The 23094-nt window shown below is 75.4% G+C and carries 17 protein-coding genes; 12 read left to right on the plus strand and 5 right to left on the minus strand.

All coding sequences use genetic code 11. From position 1 onward, the window contains the following. Positions 1-3: 3 nt before the first annotated feature. The 4 genes from ACFPK1_RS01480 to ACFPK1_RS01495 all read left to right on the plus strand — a co-directional run bounded on the left by ACFPK1_RS01480 (position 4) and on the right by ACFPK1_RS01495 (position 8267). Positions 4-4584, plus strand: a complete 4581-nt coding sequence (locus ACFPK1_RS01480) for a Pls/PosA family non-ribosomal peptide synthetase (RefSeq protein WP_378019113.1) — start codon at positions 4-6, stop codon at positions 4582-4584. A 269-nt stretch (positions 4585-4853) separates the two neighbouring features. Continuing rightward, positions 4854-6185, plus strand: a complete 1332-nt coding sequence (locus ACFPK1_RS01485) for an aspartate kinase (RefSeq protein WP_378019114.1) — start codon at positions 4854-4856, stop codon at positions 6183-6185. Positions 6186-6411: 226 nt separating this feature from the next. Next, positions 6412-7815 carry an aspartate aminotransferase family protein gene (locus ACFPK1_RS01490; RefSeq protein ID WP_378019115.1) on the plus strand — a complete coding sequence of 468 codons (1404 nt, stop codon included), beginning with the start codon at positions 6412-6414 and terminating at the stop codon, positions 7813-7815. A gap of 203 nt (positions 7816-8018) precedes the next feature. After that, the gene (locus ACFPK1_RS01495; protein WP_378019116.1) at positions 8019-8267 is read left to right on the plus strand and encodes a hypothetical protein; all 249 of its coding nucleotides are present in this window, start codon (positions 8019-8021) and stop codon (positions 8265-8267) included. 16 nt (positions 8268-8283) lie between these two features. On the opposite strand, the gene ACFPK1_RS01500 is transcribed toward ACFPK1_RS01495, so the two are convergent. Further along, a complete protein-coding gene (locus ACFPK1_RS01500) occupies positions 8284-10923 on the minus strand; it encodes an Hsp70 family protein (RefSeq protein WP_378019117.1) in 2640 nt (879 codons plus the stop codon). Between the two features lie 197 nt (positions 10924-11120). Here ACFPK1_RS01500 and ACFPK1_RS01505 point away from each other — a divergent pair, with 197 nt between their 5' ends. From ACFPK1_RS01505 to ACFPK1_RS01525, 5 genes are all read left to right on the plus strand, one after another. Continuing rightward, on the plus strand, positions 11121-11699 hold the full coding sequence (locus ACFPK1_RS01505) for a sensor histidine kinase (protein ID WP_378019118.1): 579 nt from the start codon (positions 11121-11123) through the stop codon (positions 11697-11699). Then, positions 11690-12355 carry a response regulator transcription factor gene (locus ACFPK1_RS01510; RefSeq protein WP_378019119.1) on the plus strand — a complete coding sequence of 222 codons (666 nt, stop codon included), beginning with the start codon at positions 11690-11692 and terminating at the stop codon, positions 12353-12355. Before ACFPK1_RS01505 ends, ACFPK1_RS01510 begins: the two co-directional genes overlap by 10 nt. Positions 12356-12424: 69 nt before the next feature. Further along, entirely contained in the window at positions 12425-13774 is a 1350-nt protein-coding gene (locus ACFPK1_RS01515) for a hypothetical protein (protein ID WP_378019120.1), read from the plus strand. Next, positions 13771-17463 (plus strand): sensor histidine kinase, encoded by a 3693-nt coding sequence (locus tag ACFPK1_RS01520; protein ID WP_378019121.1) that lies wholly within the window; start codon positions 13771-13773, stop codon positions 17461-17463. Before ACFPK1_RS01515 ends, ACFPK1_RS01520 begins: the two co-directional genes overlap by 4 nt. A gap of 150 nt (positions 17464-17613) precedes the next feature. Further along, positions 17614-18105, plus strand: a complete 492-nt coding sequence (locus ACFPK1_RS01525; RefSeq protein WP_378019122.1) for a hypothetical protein — start codon at positions 17614-17616, stop codon at positions 18103-18105. Positions 18106-18168: 63 nt separating this feature from the next. On the opposite strand, the gene ACFPK1_RS01530 is transcribed toward ACFPK1_RS01525, so the two are convergent. Further along, complete coding sequence (locus tag ACFPK1_RS01530; RefSeq protein WP_378019123.1) at positions 18169-18834, minus strand: TetR/AcrR family transcriptional regulator; 666 nt, start codon at positions 18832-18834, stop codon at positions 18169-18171. 96 nt (positions 18835-18930) lie between these two features. Here ACFPK1_RS01530 and ACFPK1_RS01535 point away from each other — a divergent pair, with 96 nt between their 5' ends. Both ACFPK1_RS01535 and ACFPK1_RS01540 read left to right on the plus strand, forming a co-directional pair. Then, entirely contained in the window at positions 18931-19467 is a 537-nt protein-coding gene (locus ACFPK1_RS01535; RefSeq protein WP_378019124.1) for an SCP2 sterol-binding domain-containing protein, read from the plus strand. Positions 19468-19480: 13 nt separating this feature from the next. Then, complete coding sequence (locus tag ACFPK1_RS01540) at positions 19481-20692, plus strand: acyl-CoA dehydrogenase family protein (RefSeq protein WP_378019125.1); 1212 nt, start codon at positions 19481-19483, stop codon at positions 20690-20692. Positions 20693-20725: 33 nt separating this feature from the next. Here ACFPK1_RS01540 and hchA read toward each other — a convergent pair whose 3' ends face one another. Both hchA and ACFPK1_RS01550 read right to left on the minus strand, forming a co-directional pair. After that, complete coding sequence (hchA, locus tag ACFPK1_RS01545; protein ID WP_378019126.1) at positions 20726-21610, minus strand: glyoxalase III HchA; 885 nt, start codon at positions 21608-21610, stop codon at positions 20726-20728. Beyond that, positions 21607-22245 (minus strand): TetR/AcrR family transcriptional regulator, encoded by a 639-nt coding sequence (locus ACFPK1_RS01550; RefSeq protein ID WP_378019127.1) that lies wholly within the window; start codon positions 22243-22245, stop codon positions 21607-21609. The genes hchA and ACFPK1_RS01550 overlap by 4 nt, the downstream gene beginning before the upstream one ends. Before the next feature lie 88 nt (positions 22246-22333). Here ACFPK1_RS01550 and ACFPK1_RS01555 point away from each other — a divergent pair, with 88 nt between their 5' ends. Next, positions 22334-22789, plus strand: a complete 456-nt coding sequence (locus tag ACFPK1_RS01555) for an anthrone oxygenase family protein (RefSeq protein ID WP_378019128.1) — start codon at positions 22334-22336, stop codon at positions 22787-22789. 19 nt (positions 22790-22808) lie between these two features. On the opposite strand, the gene ACFPK1_RS01560 is transcribed toward ACFPK1_RS01555, so the two are convergent. Further along, positions 22809-23063: a hypothetical protein gene (locus tag ACFPK1_RS01560; protein ID WP_378019129.1), complete on the minus strand. Its 255-nt coding sequence runs from the start codon at positions 23061-23063 to the stop codon at positions 22809-22811. Positions 23064-23094 lie beyond the last annotated feature (31 nt).

A 23094-nucleotide genomic window follows, 5' to 3' on the forward strand; every position in this document is an offset into this window, starting at 1 on the left:
GCCATGATCGCGCACACCGGCCAGGAAGCGAACGGCGCACACGCCGCCGTCGGCAGGGCGGTCGACAGCGCCGTCGGGAACGTGCTCATCGACCCCCGCTACCCGCAGGCCCGGCGCGGGCGCGCGGGCGAGCGCCTCCACGAGGTCTGGGAGGAGCAGGTCGCGTGGATGATGCGCTTCGCCCGCCCCGACCACCTGGCGGTGGACACCGGCGAGGAGCGGCTGACGTACGCGCAGCTCGACGGGCGCGCCAACCAGCTCGCCCGCCACCTGCTCGCCCAGGGCGTCCGGGCCGGCGACCGTCTCGCGCTGCTGTTCGACCGGCCGGTGCACTCCTACGTCGCGATGCTCGCGGTGCTGAAGATCCACGCCGCGTACATCCCGCTCGACGTGGGCTTCCCCGAGGACCGCATCGCCTACATCGTCGGCGACGCCGAGGCCACCCGCGTGCTCTCGCTGTCCCACGTCCGCGACGGCTGGGAGCTCGACGGGGGCCCGGGCGCGCCGTGGCTGTGCGTCGACGACGACCTGCCCCGCATCGCCGCGCTGGACACCCGTCCGGTGCGCGACGAGGAGCGCGGCGCCCCCACCGACGACCTCGCCTACATCATCTACACGTCCGGCTCGACGGGCCGGCCCAAGGGCGTCGCGATCGAGCACGCCAGCATCTGCAACTTCGTCCGCGTGGCGGCCGAGGTCTACGGCATCCGCCAGCAGGACCGCGTCTACCAGGGCCTGACCATCGCCTTCGACTTCTCCATCGAGGAGATCTGGGTGCCGTGGGCCGTCGGCGCCACGCTCGTCCCCAAGCCGCCGGGGGCGAGCCTGCTGGGCGTCGACCTGCACGAGTTCCTGGTCGAGCGCGGGGTCACCGCGATGTGCTGCGTCCCCACGCTGCTCGCGACCCTCGACGAGGACGTCCCGGCGCTGCGCTTCCTGCTGGTCTCCGGCGAGGCGTGCCCCCAGGACCTCATCGCGCGCTGGTACCGGCCCGACCGCCGCTTCCTCAACGTCTACGGCCCCACCGAGGCCACCGTCACCGCGACCTGGACCGAGGTGCACCCCGACCGCGACGTCACCATCGGGGTGCCGCTGCCGACCTACTCCACGGTCATCCTGAGCACCGAGGGCGAGCCGGTCGCGCTGCCCCACGGCGAGGTCGGCGAGATCGGCATCGCCGGCATCGGGCTGGCCCGCGACTACGTCAACAACCCCGAGAAGACCGCGAAGGTCTTCATCCCCGACTTCCTCGGCATCCCCGGCAACCCGTCGCAGCGCATCTACCGCACCGGCGACCTCGGCCGGGTCAACGCCGACGGCGAGATCGAGTACCACGGCCGGATCGACCTGCAGGTCAAGATCCGCGGCTACCGCATCGAGCTGACCGAGATCGAGTCGGTGCTGCTGCAGGTGCCCGGCATCGCGCAGGCCGTCGTCGACACCCACGAGCCCGAGCCCGGCGTGGTCGAGCTGGTCGGCTACTACACGCTGCGGACCGACACCCCGTCGCTCGACCAGGAGCAGATCGCCGAGATGCTCCGCGAGCGGCTGCCCAAGTACATGGTCCCGGCCTACCTCGAGCACCTCGACGTCATGCCGATGACCACCTCGGACAAGGCCGACCGCAAGAACCTGCCGGCGCCCCGTGCGCGCCGCGGCGGCGGGGCGGCCCAGGAGCACGTCGCCGCGACCAACCCGACCGAGGAGGGCCTCGCCGCGGTGCTGGCCGAGGTCCTCGGCGTCGAGAAGGTGTCGGTCGACGCCCACTTCTTCGACGACCTGGGCGCCACGTCGCTGCTCATGTCCCAGTTCACCGGGAAGCTACGCAAGCGCGACGACCTGCCCACGGTGTCCATGCGCGACATCTACGAGCACCGCACGATCCGGGGCCTGGCGACCGCCTTCGGCGCCGCGTCGGTCGACGGCGGCGGGCGCGCCACGCCGCCGGCGGCGGTCGTGACCGCGCCGCCCGTCGGCCCCGCGAGCTCCCGCGCGTACGCCTGGACCGGCGTCGCCCAGCTCGGGGTGTTCGTCGCCCTGCTGGCCCTCTCGGCGTTCCTGCTCGACCGCGCCTACCGCTGGATCGTCGCCGCCGACGGCTACGCCGAGACCTACCAGCGCGCGATCGTCTTCGCGGTCGGCGCCTTCGTCGGCTACTGCCTGCTGCCGATCGCCGCCAAGTGGCTGCTCATCGGCCGGTGGACCACACGGTCGATCAGGCTCTGGAGCCTCGACCACCTGCGCTTCTGGACGGTGAAGCTGCTGATCCGCACCAGCCCGCTGGTGTTCTTCGTCGGCTCGCCGCTCTACAACGTCTTCCTGCGCGCCCTCGGCGCGAAGATCGGGCACAGCGTCCTGATCCTGTCCCGGATCGTCCCGGTCGCCACCGACCTGCTGTCCATCGGTGACGGCACGGTCATCCGCAAGGACACCTCGTTCACCGCGTACCGCGTGGTGGCCGGCGCCGTGCAGACCGGCCCGGTGAGCATCGGGCGCTACGCGGTCGTCGGCGAGGGCAGCGTGCTCGAGGTCGGCACCACGATGGGCGACGGCGCCCAGCTCGGCAACGCGTCCGCCCTGCACACCGGCGAGGCCGTCCCCGGCGGCCAGCGCTGGCACGGCTCGCCGGCACGCCCCACGTCCACCGACTACCGGGCCGTCGGCCCCACCCCCTGCGGCCCGCTGCGCAAGGTCGTCTACAGCGCGCTGCAGCTGCTGGCGATGCTGGCGCTCCCGGTGGCCTTCGGGGTCGGCGTCGTCGCGCTGACCATCGTCCCGGCTGTCGACCAGGTGCTCGCCCCCGGCCACGACGCGATCGGTTCGGCCGGCTTCTACCTCGTCCTGCTGATCGCCTCGGTGGTGCTGTTCGGCGCCCTGGTCGTCGGGTCGCTGCTGGTGATGGTCACCGTGCCGCGTCTGCTGTCCCGCGTGGTCACGCCCGGCAAGGTCTACGCGCTCTACGGCGTCCACCACGTCGTGCAGAACGTGATCACGTCGCTGAGCAACTCGCGGTTCTTCATGCTGCTGTTCGGCGACAGCTCGTTCGCGGTGACGTTCGTGCGGGCGCTGGGCTACGACCTCGGCCGCGTCGAGCAGACCGGCTCGAACTTCGGCACCGAGATGAAGCACGACGCGCCGCACCTGGTGCGCATCGGCACCGGCACCATGATCTCCGACGGTCTGTCGCTGGCCAACGCGGACTTCTCGAGCTCCTCGTTCCGGGTGTCGCCGCTGGTGATCGGCGAGCGCAACTTCGTCGGCAACGACGTCGTGTTCCCCAGCCGCGCACGCGTCGGTGACAACGTCCTGCTGGCGACGAAGGCGCTGGTCCCGATCGACGGCCCGGTGCGCTCCGACGTGGGCCTCCTGGGCTCGCCGGCCATCGAGATCCCGCGCGGCGGCCCGTCGGGGGCGTCCTCGGCGGTGCCGACCGACCCCGCGGAGCTGCGGCGCCTGCTGAAGGCCAAGAACCGCCACAACGCGCGGGGCATCCTGGGGGTCCTGGCCTTCCGCTGGGCCCAGTTCGCGGTCTCGCTGGTGGCGCTGGCCGTCGCCGCCGACCTCTACGGCGACCTCGGCACCCCCGTCGTCGCCGCCGGGATGGCGGTCGTGGGCCTGGTGCTGGTGCTGTCCTCGGTGCTCGCCGAGCGCGCCGTGCTCGGCTTCCGGTCGCTGGAGCCGCGCGAGGGCGGCATCTACGAGAAGGAGTTCTGGCGCCACGAGCGGCTGTGGAAGCTCTTCGTGACGCCGCCGTTCACCGGCACCCCGTTCAACCCGATGCTGTGGCGCCTGGCCGGCGTCCGGATGGGCCGCCGGGTGCTCGACGACGGCGCGATCATGCCGGAGAAGAGCCTGACCACCGTCGGCGACGACGTGGTGCTCGGCGCCCTCGCGGTCCTGCAGGGCCACTCGCTGGAGGACGGCGTCTTCAAGTCCGACCGCATCCACGTCGGCCACGGCGTCACCCTCGGCCTCAAGTCGTTCGTGCACTACGGGACGACGATCGGCGACGGCGCGGTGCTCGAGGCCGACGCGTTCCTCATGAAGGGCGAGGAGATGGGCGCCCGAGCGGTGTGGCGGGGCAACCCGGCCACCGAGGCCCGCCACGTCTTCCCCGTCGCCGCGCTGGCCGCGGGCACCACCGTCGTGCGCGCCGTCCCCGCCCCCCGCGTGCCGCTCGGCGCGCCGGTGCCGCCCCGCCCCGTCGTCCCCGGCCGCGAGCGGGCCGGTCGCCCGATGCCGCAGCCCGTCGCGCCGCGGCCCGCGCCCCGGCCTGCTCCGCGTCCTGCTCCTCACCCGGCTCCGCGTCCGGCTCCGGGCCCGGCCCCGCGTCCGGCTCCGCGTCCGGTCGGCGTGCGCCCCGGCGGCCGCCCGCCGGCGCGGCGCGGTGCCCGGGTGCCCCGCCCGCGCCCGCCGATGCGCGGCCCCGTGGGTCCGGCGCCCGCGCCGGTGCCGGCCCGGCCCGGAGCTGCGGTCCCGCCCCCGGCGCGCCACGGCGGCCCACCGCCGGCGCCCGACCCGGGCCCGGGCCCGGTGGCCCCGCCCGCCCCGCCGGTGCCGCACCGCCCGGCGCCGCGGCCCTGAGGACGCAGCGAGGGTCACCCCGGCTGCCCGGCACGCAGCGGGGGTGACCCTCGCTCCCACGGCTCCGCCCCCACCCCGGGGGCGGAGCCGTCGTGCGTCGCGGGGTCGGCGCCGCGAGGTGGGGATGCCCCCCGGTGATCGGGGGGCGTGCTCCGCCGGCGCGGGGGTCGGCACGCTGCTGCCCGCGCGCCCGCCCGGCGAAGCTCGTCACCAGGAGAACGAGACCGGGGCACGCGCGACGCGGCGGCCTCGACGAACCGGAGGACGTCATGACCGCCGAGCACCCCACCCCCCAGCAGCCCACGCACCAGCAGCCCACCCACCGGCCGGCCCCGCCGCTGGTCTGGAAGTTCGGCGGCACGTCCGTCGGCGACCACGACCGCATCCGCGCCGTGGCCCGCCGCATGGTCGCCGCCCACCAGGCCGGCCACCGCGTCGTCGCCGTCCTCTCCGCGATGGGCAAGACCACCGACCACCTCGTCGCGCAGGCCCACGAGCTGAGCGCGTCCCCCGACCCGCGGGAGATGGACGCCCTGCTCGCGGTCGGGGAGCGCATCTCGTGCGCGCTCACCGCGATGGCCATCACCGAGCTCGGCGTCCCGGCGGTCTCGCTGGACGGGGCCCAGGCCGGCGTCGCCACCGACGCGGGGCACGGCCACGCCCGCCTCGCCGACATCGACCCGCGCCGCATCCACGCCGAGCTCGACCGCGGCGCGATCGTGCTCGTCACCGGGTTCCAGGGCGTGACCGCCGCCGGCGACGTCAGCACCCTGGGTCGCGGCGGCTCGGACGCCTCGGCGGTCGCGCTGGCCGCCGCGCTGGGCACCGCGCGCTGCGACATCTTCACCGACGTCCCCGCGGTGTTCACCGCGGACCCGCGCGTCGTCCCCGACGCCCGCCCGCTGTCGTCGGTGCGCACCGACGAGATGCTGGAGATGGCCGAGGCCGGCGCCGGGGTGCTGCAGCCCCGCGCCGTCGAGCTCGCCGCGGTCCACGGGGTGGAGATCCACCTGCGGTCGAGCTTCGACTCCGGCAACGGCACCGTCGTCGGCTCGCGCCCCGACCCCAGCGCGGAACTGGAGCGCGTCGCCGTCGCCGGCGTCGGGCACCGCCGCGCCGAGCCGCTCTACGCCGCCCCCGGCGCGTCGGCGGGCGCCGTCGCGGCGGCGTTGGCCCGCCGCGGCCTCGCGGTCGGCGCGACGCTGGTCGAGTCCGCCGAGGTGCGGTTCACCGTCCAGGACGCCGCCCCGGCCGCGGTCACCGCGGCGCTGGAGGCCGCCGGCCTCGAGGTCGCGGTCCGCGAGGAGCTCGGGACGGTCGGCGTCGTGTGCTCCGGGCTCACCCGCCGGCCCGAGGTCGCGGCCACCGTCCTCGACGTGCTCACCGCCGCGGGCATCGCGCCGCGCCTCGTCACCACCAGCCCCGCGCGGATCACCGTGCACGTCGCGTCCGCGCAGGTCGACGACGTCCTGCGGCTCCTGCACGCGGCCCTGGTGACGGACGCGGCCGCGACGCCCGCCGTCCCCGAGGCGCCCGCCGCCCCCGCCGCCACGACGACCCTCGACACGGGCACGCGCCCGGACCTGCGGGTGGTCGCCTGACCCACCCGCTCGCCCGACCCCCGCGACCCCCGCCGCCCCGCGCGGCGGGGGTCGTCGGCGTCTCCGGGGACGCCGGGGTCCGGGGGCTTGCCCCACCCCGAAGAGGCGGGCTCACCCCGGCCGGGGCGGGGGCCGGCGCGATGGTCCGGGGCCCGCCCGCGCAGCAGGCTCGTCAGCAACACCGCGACACCCGCGGACCACCGCGACAGACCCCCAGGAGCCCGCCGTGAGCGCCACCGTCACCCCCCTCGTCCCCACCCCGCTGCGCGACACCGCGGCGCCGCGGGTCGACGGCCCCTTGCCCGGGCCCCGCTCCGAGGAGCTGCTCGCCCGGCAACGCGAGCGGGAGTCGAACGCGCGGGCCTACCCGCGCCACTTCCCGTTCGCCATCGCCGAGGGCGCCGGCAGCTGGGTGCGTGACGTCGACGGCAACGTGTTCCTCGACTTCCTCGCCGGCGCCGGCGTGCTCTCCCTCGGGCACAACCACCCCGAGCTGGTGGCCGCGGCCGTCGAACAGATGGGCACCTTCACCCACGGCCTCGACATGGCCACCCCGACCAAGGACGCCTTCACCGAGGCCCAGCTCGCGATGCTGCCCGAGGGCATGCGGGACCGGATGCGGATCCAGTTCTGCGGGCCCACCGGCGCCAACGCCGTCGACGCCGCGATCAAGCTCTGCAAGACCGCCACCGGCCGCGGCGACGTCGTGTCCTTCCAGGGCGGCTTCCACGGCAGCACGCACGCGGCGATGGCGATGACCGGCCTGGTCGCCCAGAAGCGCCCGATCCAGAACGGGATGCCCGGGGTGCAGTTCTTCCCGTTCAGCTCGTGCAGCCGCTGCCCGCTGGCGCTGAACCCCGAGACCTGCCAGACCAACTGCGTGGCCCTGCTCGAGCGGGCGCTCCACGACGCCAACGGCGGCGTCGCGCTCCCCGCCGCGGTGATCATGGAGCTGGTCCAGGGCGAGGGCGGCGTCATCCCGGCCCGCAAGGAGTTCGTGCAGCGCGTCCGGGCGCTGACCCGCGAGCTGGGCGTGCCGCTGATCGTGGACGAGGTCCAGACCGGGTGCGGCCGCACCGGCACCTGGTGGGCGTTCGAGCAGTACGGCATCGAGCCCGACGTCGTCGTCGCCTCCAAGGCGCTGTCCGGCATGGGCCAGCCCGTCGCGATCATCATGTACGACGAGTCCCTCGACGTCTGGGCGCCCGGCGCCCACAGCGGCACGTTCCGCGGCAACCAGCTCGCCTTCGCCACCGGCGTCGAGACGATCCGGATCGTCGAGCGCGACGACGTCCTGGCGAACGTCCGCGCGCGCAGCGCCCAGGTGTTCGCGAACCTGGCCGAGCTCGCGCAGGACCCGGGCGTGGTCGAGGTGCGCGGGCTGGGGCTCATGCTCGGCATCGAGCTCGCCGCGCCGGCCGACGGGCGCTCGGTGACTGCGCTGGCCCAGGACGTGCAGGCCCGCGCGCTGCGCGCCGGCCTCATCGTCGAGCTCGGCGGCCGCGACGACTGCGTGGTGCGGATGCTCCCGCCGCTCACCGTCACCGCGGAGCAGATCGACCTGGCCTGCGCGATCCTCGTCGACGCCGTCCGGGCGAGCCTGGGCCGGGAGGTGCCGGCCGCCGCCTGACCCGCACGCGACCCGACGAAGGGCACCACCGCCACCACGGCGGTGGTGCCCTTCGGCGTGGGTGGGGACAACCCCACCGGCGAGAGGCGGGTCGTCCCCGCCGGTCGTAGGGCACACGTCCTGCTGCCGGCGTCCGGCGCGGGGCAGGCTTCGAGGTGACAGAGAGACCCCGATCACAGCACTGGAGCACCGGGAGCCCCGCGATGAGCAGCACCGCCACCCTCGAGATCACCGTCCCGACGACCGGTCGCGACCGCGCGATCCTCGCCGCGATCGCCGCCGGCCGCGTGGCCGTCGCGTCGGGCACCGGGTTCGCGCTGACGGTGGACGGCTGCTGCTGCGCCGACCAGTTCGCCGGGACCCGGCTCAAGGCGGCGGGGCTCATCCGCGGGGCGTCGTCCGGCACGCCGGAGCTGACCCCCGCCGGGCGCGCGCTGCTGACCGCCGCGTGAGCCCGCCGGGTCGGGCTCAGGACAGGTTGAGCACCGCCAGCACGCCGCCCTTGATCGTGGAGACGTAGCCCGTGCGGCCGTCCGGGGTGACGGCCACGCTGCTCGGGCCCGGCGGGGTCGGCAGGGTCGCCGTGACCGCCAGGGTCTGCGCGTCGATCACCGAGACCGTGTTGCTCGAGTTGTTCGCGACGTAGGCGAACCGCCCGTCCGGCGCCCAGGTGATCTCCTGCGGGTTGTCGCCCACCGGGATGGTCGCGATCAGCGTGTTGGTGTCCGTGTCGATCATCGTCACGTTGTCGCTGTCGAAGTTCACGTTCGCGAGCAGGGGGCGGGCGGGGTTCACCGCCACGCTGTGGGGGCTGGTGCCGACCGGGACCTCCGCGATCACCCCGTAGGTCGCGGTGTCCAGCACGGTGATCAGGTTCGACTCGTGGTTCGGCGTGTAGGCGCGCGTGCCGTCGCGGGAGAACTCGACCCAGTGCGGGTTCTTGGCCACCGGCACGTCGCGGACGATGGTGTTCGACGTGGTGTCGATGACCGAGATCGAGCCCGAGTCGTGGTTGGGCACCCAGAGCCGAGTGCCGTCGGGCGACACCGCCGCGGCGAACGGCCGCGTCTGGACGGGGATGGTCGCGACGACCTGGTTGGTCGTGGTGTCGAGCACCGACACCGCGGCGATCGTGCGGGCGTCGTCGAAGACGCTGACGTAGACCCGCTTCCCGTCCGGGGCGAACGTGACGTACTGCGGCGGGCCCGAGGTGATCGGGATCGTGGCGGTCACCGCGTTCACCGAGGTGTCGACGACGGTGACGACGCCGGCGGTCCGGTTGGCGACGTAGACCAGCCGGCCGTTCGGGGAGACCTGCGCGTACCCCGGGGTCTGGCCCACGGGGACCGAGGCGCCGAGGGTCGGGATCGGGACGCTCGCGGCGACCGTGGTCGGCGGCGGCGCGTCGGCCGCCTCCTCCTGCGGCGTGCTCGTCCCGCCCAGCACGAGGTACCCGGCGAGGCCGATCGCGGCCACCAGCGCGACGACCGCGACGGCGGCGACGATCACGATGGTGCGTCGTCGCCCGCCCGCCGCGGCGGGCGCCGCCGTGGGCGCCGCCGTGGGCGGGGTCCGCACGGCGCCGGACGAGCCGGTCGCCGGGCCCAGCGCGATCGGGCCGGTCGGGGCGTCGTCCTCGGCGGGGGCCCGGGCCGGGCCACCGGGCGGGCGGCCACCGGGAGGGCGACCACTGCCCCCGGCGTCGCGCCGGCCGCCCTCGCGCGTCCCGATCGTCGTCGTGGTGTCGCCCGCGGGCGGTGCTCCGGGAGCACCGGGCGTGAACGCGGTGGTCAGGCCCTCGTCGGAGGAGGCCGGGGTCTGCTGCGGGGTCTGCTGGGGGGCCTGCTGCGGGGCCTGCGGGTACGGGGGTGCGGCCGCGGCGGCCTGCGACCCGAAGGCCCGCTGCCCGTGGGGCGCGCCGGCGGGGAAGCCGCCCGACGGCGGCCCGACCGCGGGCATCGGCCCGGAGGACGGCGCCGTGCGCGAGGGCGCGGCGGGGGGCGCCGCGGGGGGTGCGGCGGGGGTTGCGGCGGGGCGCCCCGAGGAGTCGGGCAGCGCCGAGGCCAGGATCGCGGCGCCGAGCGCCACGGCGTACTTCGGGTGGGTGTCGACGACGGTCGGGCGGCCGATCTCCGCGGCCACCATCTCGGCGACGAGCGGGATCCGCGACGAGCCGCCGACGAGCAGGACGGCGCTGAGCTCGGAGGGGTCGACGTGCGCGGAGCGCAGCGTGCGCGACAGCGCGGACACCGTGGTCTCGAGTGGCGCCCGGACCATGTCCTCGAGCTCGCCGCGGGTGATGGTGACGTCGAAGTGCCGCCCGGGCAGGAACACCGGGACCACGGTCTCGGTGTCGACCGACAGCGCCTCCTTGGCGAGCACGCAGTCCTGGCGCAGCCGCGCGAGGGCGACGCTGGTGGTCGGGTCGCGCAGGTCGAGGTCGTCGAGCACGCCGCCGGAGGCGTGGTTGACGTGGGCGAGGACGGCCTCGTCGAAGTCGACGCCCCCGAGGCGCTCGATGCCCTCGGGCGAGCCGAGGATCTCGACACCGCCGTCGCGGGCGCGCAGCACGGTGGCGTCGAACGTGCCGCCGCCGAGGTCGTAGACGGCGATGACCTCGCCGTCGCGCAGCGCGTGGGAGGACGCGTAGTGGGCGGCAGCGGCGACGGGCTCGGTGACGGTCGGCGGGTTGTCCAGCCCGGCGAGGGCCGGCACCTCCTCGAACAGGCCGCGGCGGAACGGGCCCCAGTTCGCCGGGTGGGTCAGCACCACGCGGTCGGGCTTGCCGCCCTCCGTCTCGGTGACGATGGTCAGGACGTCGCGCAGCAGGGCCGCGAGCAGGGCGGTGACCGGCTGCGACGTGCCGCCGAGCAGGACCGGGGTGGGGTCGCCCAGGCGCCGCTTGAACTCGCGGCCCAGGCGGTCGGGGTTGCTGACGGCGCGGCGCGCGGCGGCGTCGCCGGTGAGCAGGGAGCCGTCCTCGCGCAGGTAGACCACCGACGGCGTCGCGACCGAGCGATCACCGAGGCTGACCATCTCGACCTGGTCGTCGCGGACGATCGCCGCGGCGACGAAGGTCGTCCCGATGTCGACACCCAGGCTGTACATCTGGCCGCCTCCCCGATATTGCTACGCATCGTAACGGTCGTGGCCGGGAAAGCCGAGTGATTAGCCTGATGGATCGAGTGGACGTTCGACGCCGTGGCGGACAGTCGTCGCGGACCGTGCGCAAGGGGGGTAAACCCCACCTCGCACTCGGGTGGGCACCCTTCCCGCCCTACACGCCGTGGCCGCACCATGACGTCATGGCACCGGACTCGCTCCCCGCGGTCCTCTCCGGCGGCGCCGACGACCCCTGGCACCAGCGCATGCGCCTCGAGCGCGAGCTGCACGACGGGCCCGCCCTGCGGCTCTCCGCGCTCGCCCTGCGGCTGGGCCTGATGGGTCACCGCTGCCAGGACCCCGCACTCGCCGAGAGCATCGCCGGCGTCCAGGACGAGCTGCACGCCGTCCTGGAGGAGCTGCGCAACCTCGCCGGCAAGCTCTACCCCCCGCTCCTGGACGAGGCCGGCCTCGGGCCCGCGCTGCGCCAGGTCGCCGAGCACACCGACGCCCCGATCGCGATCGTCGACACCTCCGAGCGCTTCGGGCCCGCGCTCGAGGGGGCGACGTACTTCGCGGTCGCCGAGTGCCTCGCGGCGCTGCCCGTCGGGGCGCCCGCGGTGGAGGTGGCGATCAACCGCGAGGGCGACGAGCTGGTCATCGCGGTGACCGGGCTGGAACCGGGCGCCACGGGGCGTCTGCAGGAGACCGCGCGCTCGCTGGGCGGGCGCACCGACGTGGGGCCCTCGGGGTCCGTGACAGCGAGGATCCCGTGCGCGTAGCCCTGGCCGAGGACGGCGCCCTCTTCCGTGAGGGCCTCCAGATGCTGCTCGAGGCCGCCGGCCACGAGATCGTCGGCTCGGTGGCCGACGGCGACGCGATCGTCCGGCTGCTCGCCACCGAGCCGGTGGACGTGGCGATCCTCGACATCCGGATGCCCCCCGAGCCCGACGGCGGGCTCACCGCCGCCGAGCGCCTCCGCGCGCTGCACCCCGACATGGGGCTGCTCTTCCTCTCGCACTACGCCGAATCGCACTACCTCATGCGGATCCTCGGGATCGGCACCGAGCGCGTCGGCTACCGGCTCAAGGAGAAGGTCGGCAGCGTCGACGTCCTGTCCGACACCCTCGAGCGCATCGACGGCGGCGAGATCGTCATCGAGCCCGTGCTCGCGAAGCGGCTGGTGGAGAAGCCGCAGGGTGACAAGAAGGGCCTGATCTCGGCGCTGTCCGAGCGCGAGATCGACGTGCTGCGCCTGATGGCCGAGGGCCGGTCGAACAACGGGATCGCGGGCCAGCTCTACGTCACGCCGAAGGCGGTCGAGAAGCACATCGCGAACATCTTCGACAAGCTCGGGCTCCAGGCGGACACGGCCGCGCACCACCGGCGGGTCCTCGCGGTCCTCACCTACCTGCGCTCGCAGCGCGAGGACGGCTGACGCGAGCCTGGTTCCGAGCCTGTTCTGGGGCCCCCGCGCGCCCTAGCCTCGCGCCGGAGGGGAGGCCGGGTGAGCACGGACAGCACGACGGGGACGACGGGGACCGTGGGCACGGTCGGCACCGCGCCCCTGCGCGTCCACCTGGTGCGCCCGCTCATCACCGCGGGCGTGGTCGTCGTCGCGCTCGGCGCGGTCATGGCCGTCGCCTCGGTGCTGACGCCGCCCGACACCGCCGCGGTGTGGGCGCCCTTCCTCGGCGCGGCGCTGGCCGTGGTCGTCCTGCGCCTCGCCGGGCCGGCGCTCGAGCGTGTCGCCACCCGCCTCGACCCGCGCCCGACGTCGCCCTACGCGGCGCTCGCGGCGGCCGGCGCCCGCACCGGGGCCGAGTCGCTCGAGGCTGCGCTGGCCGGGCTCGCGCAGGTGCTCGCCGACGGCACCCGCGCGCGGCGGGCCTCGATCTGGCTCGCGCTCGACCACGGCCTGGTGCCCGCCGACGCGGACCCCGCCCGTCCCGAGGTGCTCGTGCCCGACCTCGCCGCGCTGCTCGCGCGCCCGGAGGTCGACCACGCCGTGCCGGTGCGCACCGGGGACGAGCTGCGGGCCGTCCTGGTGCTGGAGAAGCCCGGGCAGGCCGTGACGCCCGCCGACCGCCGTCTCGTGCGCGACGTCGCCGCCGGCGCGGGGCTGCTCGTGCGCGGCGCGCGCCTCAACGCCCGGCTCGCCGCGCGGGTGCAGCGGGCCGACGACCTGGGTCGCGAGCTCACCGAGTCGCGCCGGCGCCTGACCCGCGCCCGTGACGCCGAGCGCCGCCGCCTGGTCACCGAGCTCGCGCACGTCACCACCGACCGGCTCGAGGCGCTGCGCGCCGCGCTGGACGAGGCGGGCGCCGCGCTGGACAGCGACGACCCGGCCCCCGCGGGCCCGGCGCTCACCCGCGCCCTCGAGGGCCTCGAGGACCTCATCGACCGCTTCCGCGTGATCGTGCGCGGCGTCTACCCGACGGTGCTCACCGCGCAGGGCCCCGTCGGTGCGCTCGAGGAGATGGCCGCCGACCTGCCGCGGGCGACCACCGTCGTCGGGCGGCTCCCGCGGCGCCTGGCGTGGGAGGTGGAGTCCGGCCTCTACTACGTGGCCGCGGCGGCGCTGACGCACCTGGCGGGGTGCGAGGGGGAGGGCCCGGTGGAGGCGGTGCTGACCCACGAGGGCGGGCAGCTCGCGGTCCAGGTGGGCGCGGTCGTGGCGGGCGGTCCGGAGGTGCTCGACGAGCTGCGGGCGGCGGTGTCCGAGGACGCCGACCGGCTCGCCGCGCTCGGGGGACGGCTCCACGTGGAACACGACCTCGGGCGGGTGCGCGCGGTCGCCTCGGTGCCCGACGACCTCGAGCCCGTGGTGGAGTCCGGTCCGGGAGAGCGCGGATGACCGCGACGGCCGCGCGGGCGGAGCCGGTCCCCGCCGTCACGCGCTCCCGGGGCCCGAGCCCCGCCACGCTCGGGTGGGGGCTGCTGCTCGGGCTCACCTCGCTGTTCTCGTTCGTCTGGCTGGGCCTCGGCGCGGTCATCGCCCTGGCCGCCTCCGTCCCCGGCCTCGCCGACCCCGCCGCCGCGGGCACCTGGTCGCGCGCCATCGCCGACGCCGCCGCGCGCAGCGAGCCCGCCGGGCAGGCGGTCGTCGACTACGTCCTGTCCGTCGCGGCGATCGTGCTGGCCGTGGCCCTGATGCGCCGGGCGCCGCGCTGGTGGGTCGCGCGGTGGCTGGTCATCGCGCTGGTCGGGTCGGCGGGGGCGTTCAACCTGCAGGCGCACGCGGCGGCGGCCGCGGCGCGCGACGCGGTCGGGATCGAGATCGGCGGGGTGCACCAGGTCGTCCTGCACGCCGTCGCCTGCCTGGCGTACGTGGTCGCGCTGCTCCTGCACCCCACCGGGCGGCCCGGGGTCGACGCGCGGACCCCGACCGGGCGTCTCGTGATCGCCGCCGGTTCGGTCGGGCTGCTCGTGGTCGGGTTCGGCACCGCGCTGCTGCCCCACACCGTGAGCTGCGTGCTGTTCTTCGGCGCCGTCGTGCCCGGGGCGGGGCTGTTCGCGCTGACCCACCGGCAGCGCTCGGGGCGGCTGGGCTCCGAGCAGCGCACGCAGGTCCGGCTCGTGGTCAGCGTGCTCATCGCGGCGGTGGTCACCACGGCGGTCCTCGGGATCATGACCGTGGTCCTGCTGGTGTTCGGCCGCCCGGGGCTCGAGCTGGTGGACCCCACGGCGCACGGCACGTACGCGCCGACCGGACCGCTGTTCTGGAGCTCGCGCCTGGCCTCGGTCGCGATCGCGCTGGCGGTGCTCATCGCCGCCGACCGCCCGCGCCTGTGGTCCGCCGAGCGCCGCTTCGGGCGGGGCCTGGCCCTCGCGCTCCTCGTCGTGCTCGCCGGCGGCACCGTCGTCATCACCGAGGCCGCGCTCACGGGGTTCCTCGGCAGCGTCCCCGCCCTGGTCGTCGCGATCCTCGTCGGCGCCGCGCTCTACCCCGTGCTCTCCGAGCGCATCGAGCGCACGGTCGACCAGCTGCTCTACGGCCGGCGCCCCACCCCGTACAGCGCGCTGGCCGGGATCGTGGCGCTCTCCGGCCCGGGCGACGAGGAGGGGCCCGACGTCGCCGCGATCGCGGAGGCCGTCGGCGTCGGGCTCGGTGCGCGCTGGTGCCGCCTGACCGTCACCCGCCCCGGGCTGCGCGACCGCACCTACCGCTGGGCCGCCGCCGGCGCGGAGGGCGAGGCCGACGACGGCGTCGAGGTCACGGTGCGCCGCGGCGACGAGCGCATCGGCACCCTGGCGGTCGACCGCGGGGCCGGCGCGGGACTCGACGCCGAACGCCGCCGGCTGCTCGGCGACATCGCCGACAGCCTCACCCCGGTCCTGGAGGCCAGCAGGCTCGGCATCGACCTCGAACGCCAGCTGCGCGCCGCCCGCGCCCACGCCGAGCACATCGCGGCCTCGCGGCGCCAGGTGGTCGCCGAGATGGACCACGAGCGCCGCACCATCGAGCGCGACCTGCACGACGGCGCCCAGCACCACCTCGTCTCGCTGCGGCTGGGCCTCGGCCTGGTCGAGCACCACGTGCGGGCCGGCCGCGTCGAGAAGGCGCGCGAGCGCCTCGCCGACGCGCTCGAGCGGATCGCGACCGCCGAGTCGAAGCTCGCCGAGACCGCCACCGGCGTGTCCTCGCTGGTGCTCTCCGAGCGCGGCATCGTGCCGGCGCTGGCCGCGGACCTCCACGGCGTGCACCCGCCGGTCACCCTGACCTCCGAGCTCGCCGAGGGTCGCCGCTTCGACGCCGACGTCGAGGCGGCCGTGTACTTCTGCTGCCTGGAGGCGGTGAACAACGCCCGCAAGCACGCGCCGGGCGCGACGGTGACGGTGCGCTTCAGCGAGTCGTCGTCCGCCGCGGGCGCGCAGCTGCGCTTCGTGGTGCGTGACGACGGCCCCGGCTTCGACCCGGCCGCCCTCGGTGGCGCGGCGGGCAAGGGGATGCGCAACCTCAGCTCGCGGATCGTGCGCCACGGCGGCGGCATCACCGTCGACTCCGCGCCCGGCCGGGGCACCACCGTCGAGGGCCACGTCCCGGTCACGCCCGCGGCCGACGAGCCGGCCGGCGCGGGCCCGGTCGAGCCGCTCTCGGAGGCCGACGCCACCCAGGTCGGCCCGTCGCTCCTCGACCACCGGACGCTCACCCTCGCCGCCCTGACCGAACGGCCCCCGTCGACCACCGCGCCCGTCGCCCGCCCGACGTCCCCGGTCCGGACGGAGCCGGCGCCCGCCGAGACGGAGGTCGTCGTGATCGCCGGCGCCGTGGGGCCGCCGGACGGCGACGCGCCGACGGCGACGGTCACGACGTCCGGCGCGAGCGCCGAGCCCGCGGTCGATTCCGTGCCGGACGTCGAACCGGATGCCGAGCCGGACGCCGACCCGGCGGCGGACGAGCCCGCTGCGGAGGACGCCGCTGAGGACGCCGCTGAGGACGCCGCTGAGGACGCCGCCGAGGACGGGCCGCCGGCGCCCGACGACGCGCCGGAGCCTGCCGCGGGGGACGAGCCCGAGGCCGCCGCGGACGAGCCCGAGGCCGCCGCGGACGAGCCCGTCGCCGACGACGAGCCCGCCGCGACCGAGGACCCCGCCGGGCCCGACGAGGACCGCGGTCCCCCGCCCGCCCCCGCGTCGCAGGAGCCCGGGTCCGACGGCGCGCCCAGCCCGATCCCGCGGGGCGCCCCGGAGGCGCGGCGGCAGCCGGTCACCGCGCTGACGCCGCTCGCCGTGGTCCCCGGTCCCCGCACGCCGACCCGGCGGGTCCCGGTGACCGGTCCCCCGCCCGCCGGTCGGATGCTGCTCGACCGGGTGCGCGAGATCCTCGACGAGGCCCGCACCGCGTGGCCCGGGGGCCCGCAGGCCGCGCGGATCGCCGAGATGCGCACCCGGCTCGAGGGCGGGCTGCGCCTGGCCGTGCGCTCCGGCGTCGGCCCCGCGCCGGCGCCGACGCTGCGCGCGATGCTGGGCGAGCACCTCGCACGCGGCACGGTCGTGGTCGACGACGCGCGCCCGGACGGCGTCGTGATGCTCACCGACGTGGGTGGGCCGAGCCCCCGTCCTCCGCTGCCCCACGCCCTCGTGGCCGCGGGGACGCCGCAGTGGTCGGCGGCCGCGGTCGACCGTCGTCTCGTCGCGCGCTCCGACGTGCTGCGCGCCCGCACGGCGGTCGAGGCCCTGGACCTGTTCCTGCGCGCCGCGCCGCGCGACCCGCGCAGCGACCGGCTGCGCTACCGGCTCGAGGGCCTGCGGATCGGGAACCACGCGCTCGTCGAGGTCGAGCTGCTCGCCCGACCGCCGAATCTGTCCTCCACCGACCAGGAACGCGCCGAGCGCCTGTGGGGCGGCGACGGCGATGCGCCCCACCACCGCCTGGGCCTCCCGCCGGACGCCGACCTCTCCGCCCTCGCCGACGCGCTCGAGGCCGAGCGGCGCCACTGGCAGGTCCGGCTCGCCCACCCCGCGTCGACGCGCGGGCTGCGGATCGCCTCCGAGGCCGCGCTGCGGACCTGCGACGAGCTCCGGGGCCGCCTCGGGCGCTGAGGCGGCGGGGGTTGTCCCCCCCGAGGGTCCGGGTGCCGACCCCTGCCGTGCGGGGGCGCACTCCATCGTGACGTGGCTCACCGCAGCGCAGGCTCCTGAGCAGCGAGAACACGCCGACCAGGCGGGTCCGCCGAGCGTCGGGAGGCCACCATGTCGATCATCGCAACCGCCGTGCCCCGGCCGTGGTCGCACGGTCGCCGCCGGGCCCGGGACTGGGCCGGGATCCGGTTCGCGGAGCACGAGGTCCGCAACCTCTGGCGCCACGCGGCCGTCCGCGGCGGGCTGGGCGAGAAGATCTTCTCGCCGAGCGGGGCCGTGCTGGCCGTCCCCGACATCACCGCGATCCACCTCGGCCCGCCCCTGCGCTTCACGATCCGCCTCCGGCCCGCCCAGATCTGGGAGGACGCCACGGAGGCCGGCCGGCACATGGCGAACGCGCTCGGCGTGCCGAACGTCCGGTTCACCGAGCTCGCGCCCGGCTGGATCGAGATCCAGGCCCCGACCGACCCCGCCGAGCTCGACGAGCCCACGCGGGACGCGGCGGACGAGACCCCCGAGCTGCCCCCGCGCCCGACGCGCCCGCTCTCGCCGGTGGTCGCGCGCGCCCTCGCCCGCGGCCACCGCGCACCGACCGCGCGCTGACCCCGCGCCCACCCGGCGCCACGCTCTGCTCCGATCGCCGTTGATCGGGCCGTATCGCGGCGTCTAGCGTTCGTCCGATACCGGCGTAGACCACGGGATCGGCCCGCCCGTGAGTGCCGCGATGCCCGGACCGACGACGGCCAGGAGCATGTCGGCGAGGACGTCGGCCGGCTCGGCGTCGCCCACCCCGTCGGCCTCGGGGTCGCCGAGCCACCAGTCCGCGAGCCCCTCGGCCGCGCCGACCAGCGTGTGCGCGTAGGGCAGCGCCACGGGCCGGGGCACGCCGAGCCCGCCCGCCATCAGGTCGGCCGCCTGCCCGACGATCCGCCGGCGCAGGGCGTCGACCTCGCCGGCGAACGGCCCCGTCGACGCCTGCCGGTAGAGCACCGTCCAGCCCGCCCGCCGGGTGGTCAGCGCGTGGAAGAAGGCGCGCAGGGCCCGGCGCAGGCGCACGAGCGGGGCCTCGCCGGTGTCGCCGGCCGCGGCCTGCACCGCGTGCAGGAGCCGCTCGGCCTCGCGGTGCAGGCAGGCGGCGAACAGCTCGTCCTTGCTGCCCCCGTGCGCGTAGACGAGCGGCTTGCTGACCCCGGCCCGCGCGGCGACCGCGTCCATCGAGGCGCCGTGGAAGCCCTCCTCGGAGAACACCGCGACCGCGGCGTCGAGGACCTGGCGACGGCGGACCTCGGGCGCCAGGCGCTGGCGGCCCGTGCGCGACGTCTCCGCGGTCACGCTTGCACCGTATCTACCGACGCGTAAAGTACGGCGCGTTGCCGGGACCGCCAGTACCGGACACCTCGACGTCCCCGACGCAGCCGGAGTGAAGCCGTGCCCGAGAAGATCGACGTCAACGAGCTGGGCCGCACCGTCGACCCCAAGTCGTTGTCCGACGAGCAGCTGGTCGCCGCCCTGCGCGACGGCCTGGCCGAGGGCGGGGGCAAGGACATCGATCCCTCCCTGTTCGCGCGGCTGGTCAAGAGCACCGGCAAGGGGCAGCTCGAGGCGGTCATGTCGTCCGACGTCCGCCGCCCCGTCCTGGACGCCATCTTCGGGCGGATGGCGGAGTTCTACTCCTCGAAGGGTTCCAGTGCGAAGCGCCAGGTCGTGCACTGGCACGTCACCGGCGCGTCGGGTGGCGGCAGCGACGACTTCCAGACCGCGATGCAGCACGGCGCCTGCGAGGTCTCCGAGGCGCTGACCGAGGAGCCGCGCACCGAGCTGACGATGGACGGCGTGCAGTTCCTCAAGGTCGTCACCAACAACGCCTCGCCGGTCACGCTGTTCATGACCCGCAAGCTGAAGGTGTCCGGCGACGTCGGCTTCGCGACGGCGCTGCAGAAGATGTTCACGATCCCCACGGCCTGAGGAGACGCCCGCCATGACCTTCTCGATGGAGCTCTCCGAGGAGCACACCGACCTGCGTGAGTGGGCCCACGGGTTCGCCGCCGACGTCATCCGCCCGGCCGCCGCCGAGTGGGACGAGCGCGAGGAGACGCCGTGGCCGGTCCTGCAGGAGGCCGCGAAGATCGAGCTGTACAATTTCGAGACCCTCGCCAGCTTCTGGGGCGACGAGACGGGCCTGTCCCTGCCGATCGTCAACGAGGAGCTCTTCTGGGGTGACGGCGGCATCGGCATGGCGATCTTCGGGACCACCCTCGCCGTCGCCGGCATCTTCGCCTCGGGCACGCCCGAGCAGATGGTCGAGTTCATCCCGCAGTGCTACGGCGACGCCGCCGACGTGAAAGTCGCGGCGTTCTGCTCGTCGGAGCCCGAGTCGGGCTCGGACGTCTCGGCGATGCGCACCCGCGCGACCTACGACGAGGCCAAGGACGAGTGGACCCTCAACGGCGCGAAGGCGTGGGCCACCAACGGCGGCATCGCCAACATCCACGTCGTGCAGGCCGTCGTCGACTCCTCGCTCGGCTCGCGCGGCCAGGCGGCGTTCGTGGTGCCACCGAACACGCCGGGGCTCGAGACGGCCAAGAAGATCAAGAAGATGGGCCTGCGGGCCTCGCACACCGCCGACGTCTTCCTCGACGACGTCACCGTGCCCGGCTCCTGCCTGCTCGGTGGCAAGGAGAAGCTCGACGAGCGGCTCGCGCGCGCCCGGGAGGGGCAGCGGTCGAAGGGCTCGTCGGCCATGCAGACCTTCGAGCTCTCGCGCCCGACGGTCGGCTCGCAGGCCATCGGCATCGCGCGCGCGGCGTACGAGTACGCGCTGGACTACGCCAAGGAGCGCGTGACCTTCGGCCGCCCGATCATCGACAACCAGTCGATCGCGTTCACGCTCGCGGACATGAAGACCGAGATCGACGCGGCCCGCATGCTCGTCTGGCGCGCCGCGTGGATGGGCCGCAACGGCGTGGCGTTCGAGGCCGGCGAGGGCTCGATGTCCAAGCTCAAGGCCGGCCGCGTGGCGGTGTGGGCCACCGAGCGCGCCATCCAGATCCTCGGCGGCGCCGGCTACTCCCGCGAGCACCCCGTCGAGCGGATGCACCGCGATTCGAAGATCTACGACATCTTCGAGGGCACTGAGCAGATCCAGCAGCTCGTCATCGCCCGCGCCATCAGCGGGCGCCACATCGCCTGACCCGCGCCGTCGGCGGACGCCCCCCGGGTCCGCTCAGCCGGCGTTCTCCCGGATGTGCTCGAGCAGGGTGCTCGCGGCGAGCCGACCGAGCCCGTTCGCGGCCAGGGGGCTGTCGCCCGTCAGCAGCCCCCGGTCGCGCAGGACGTGGCCGGCCATGTCGTCGTTGGTGACCACGACACCCTGCTCGCGCAGGCAACTCGCCAGGAGCCACGGCATGGGGCCGGGGATGTAACCGATGTCGAGGTTGGCGCCGGTGTCGAGGGCGTCGGGGAACACGCACGTCCGGTAGCCCTCGAAGGGGGAACGCTCGCGGTGGCGGGCGGCGGCGACGAGGGCGGCGGGCCCGTGGCACAGGGTGATGACGAAGCGGCCGTCGGCCAGGGCCCAGTCGAGGACGGACTGCACCTCGTCGCTCTCGGCGAGACCGATCATCGCGCCGTGGCCGCCCGGGATGAAGACCGCGAGGTAGTCGGAGCCCGGCCCGAGTCCGCTCTCGACGACGTCGGCGAGCGCGAGCGGGTCGCGGAACTGCGGCTCGAAGCGGTCGTAGGCCTCGTGCACGGCCTCGTCGTCGGCGGGCATCGCCCAGTGCTCGAACTTCACCGGGTTGCCCGAGACCGTGGCGACGTCGATCCCGAACCCGGTCTCGTGCAGGTGCATCATCGGCAGCAGGGTCTCCACGGGGTGGTTGCCGGTGGAGAACAGCCGGCCGTTCTGCATGGGCAGGTAGCGCTCGTCGACGCCGATGACGAGCACCTTCCAGCGCCCTTCGGTGTAGGCGCCGCGGGCCTCCGCGCCGTCGAAGTCGGTGCGCGGCGGCACGTACTGGCCCAGCGAGTACGGGGACGGGAAGAACGCGTTGCGCTCCGCGGCGTCCGGGGTCGGCTCCGTGGAGTCGGACTTCTCGGTACTGGTCATGGCGGTGCTCCTGTGGTGAAGGTCCTCGGCGGACCGTGGGGGTCGAGGTCGGCGGCGCCCGGCGACCGGGGCTTCGTGAAGCGCGCGGCGAGCTCGGCGACGCGGCGGGCGCGGTGTTCCGGGCGCACGCGGCCGGCGCGCTCCAGCAGGCACGCGCCGTGCAGGGCGCTCCAGAACACCTCCGTCGCCGTGCCCCCGTCGTCACCGTCGTCGCCGATCGCCTCGGCCAGGGTGTCGAACCCCGCGCGCAGCTCGGCGCGGGTGTCGTCCTGCGCGAACGCCGTGTCGATGGGCTCCTGGAACATCGCCTCGTACACGGCGGGGTGCTCGCCGGCGAAGTCCAGGTAGGCGACGGACACGGCCTCGACCGCCGGCCGCCCGCGCTCGCCGTCGAGCGCGGCGCGGCACCGCCGCGTGAGCTCGACGAACCCCTCCAGCGCGACGGCCAGCATGATCTCCGACTTCCCGCCGGGGAAGTGGCTGTAGAGCACCGGCTGGGTGTAGCCGATGGCCTCGGAGAGCCGGCGGGTCGTCACGGCCGGCCAGCCGTCGGCGTCGGCGCGCTCCCGGGCGGCGGCCAGGATGTGGCGATGGCGCTCGTCGTGGCGCTGCTGCCGCGCCGTCCGCTCCGCCATCGATCCTCCTCGCTTGCCGCTCGTGCCGTGACGAGCTTAATCCAGCGCTGCTAGATTCCTAGCACTGCTAGATTCCGGAGGAGTCGCCATGACCACCACTCTCGCCGTCGTCACCGCGACCGTCGTCGGCCTCATGGTCGGCGTCGAGCTGGCGGTCGCCGCCGTCGTCAACCCGATCCTGCTGCGCCTGCCGGCCGGTGCCTCGCTGGCGGCGCGGGCCGACGGTGGCCGCATGCTCGGACGCGCGATGCCGCCCTGGTACGTCGGTTCACTGGTCCTCACCGCGGCCCTCGCCGCCCTCACGTGGGGCACGCCGACGGCGACGACGGCCCTGGTCGTCGCGGGCGTGCTGCTCGCGCTCAGCGTCGTCCTGTCCGTCGCCCTGCTGGTCCCGATCAACAACCGCTCACGGACGTGGACCGCCGAGAGCCACCCCGACGACTGGCGGGAGCAGCATCGGCGCTGGGACCGGCTCCACCACGGTCGGGTCGCGATCATCGTGGTGGCGTTCGTGCTCGTCGTCCTCGCGGCGACGGCGCTCTGAGCGTGACGGCGTCACGGCCTCACGGCGTGGGGCGCCAGGAGCCGCGCGGCCGCGGGATCGCGACCGGGTGGTGGCGTGCGATCCGGACGTCGGCGGCGTGCTCGCCGGCCTCGGTCAGGGCCCGGCGGTGCCGGTCGGCCTCGCGGTGCGCCGCCGCCAGGGCGTAGGGCCCGTAGGCGTCGCGGAAGCGACCCACCGGATCGATCACCACCACCAGGTACTCGGAGCCGCCGTCGCGGAAATCGCCGTACATCGGGTGTTGCTGTCCGTCCATCCACTCCCCCCGGAGGACCCGCCACGGTGGT

It is taken from the genome of Actinomycetospora rhizophila (assembly GCF_042657905.1).
In the GTDB taxonomy this organism is placed as follows: Bacteria; Actinomycetota; Actinomycetes; order Mycobacteriales; family Pseudonocardiaceae; genus Actinomycetospora; species Actinomycetospora rhizophila.

Bases quoted from the DNA above. Each gene is read 5' to 3' on its own strand.
- ACFPK1_RS01505 (WP_378019118.1), top strand. From the start codon at position 11,121: ATGGCACCGGACTCGCTCCCCGCGGTCCTCTCCGGCGGCGCCGACGAC.
- ACFPK1_RS01560 (WP_378019129.1), bottom strand. From the start codon at position 23,063: ATGGACGGACAGCAACACCCGATGTACGGCGATTTCCGCGACGGCGGC.
- ACFPK1_RS01555 (WP_378019128.1), top strand. From the start codon at position 22,334: ATGACCACCACTCTCGCCGTCGTCACCGCGACCGTCGTCGGCCTCATG.
- ACFPK1_RS01525 (WP_378019122.1), top strand. From the start codon at position 17,614: ATGTCGATCATCGCAACCGCCGTGCCCCGGCCGTGGTCGCACGGTCGC.
- ACFPK1_RS01520 (WP_378019121.1), top strand. From the start codon at position 13,771: ATGACCGCGACGGCCGCGCGGGCGGAGCCGGTCCCCGCCGTCACGCGC.
- ACFPK1_RS01485 (WP_378019114.1), top strand. From the start codon at position 4,854: ATGACCGCCGAGCACCCCACCCCCCAGCAGCCCACGCACCAGCAGCCC.
- hchA (WP_378019126.1), bottom strand. From the start codon at position 21,610: ATGACCAGTACCGAGAAGTCCGACTCCACGGAGCCGACCCCGGACGCC.
- ACFPK1_RS01500 (WP_378019117.1), bottom strand. From the start codon at position 10,923: ATGTACAGCCTGGGTGTCGACATCGGGACGACCTTCGTCGCCGCGGCG.
- ACFPK1_RS01540 (WP_378019125.1), top strand. From the start codon at position 19,481: ATGACCTTCTCGATGGAGCTCTCCGAGGAGCACACCGACCTGCGTGAG.
- ACFPK1_RS01480 (WP_378019113.1), top strand. From the start codon at position 4: ATGATCGCGCACACCGGCCAGGAAGCGAACGGCGCACACGCCGCCGTC.
- ACFPK1_RS01495 (WP_378019116.1), top strand. From the start codon at position 8,019: ATGAGCAGCACCGCCACCCTCGAGATCACCGTCCCGACGACCGGTCGC.
- ACFPK1_RS01550 (WP_378019127.1), bottom strand. From the start codon at position 22,245: ATGGCGGAGCGGACGGCGCGGCAGCAGCGCCACGACGAGCGCCATCGC.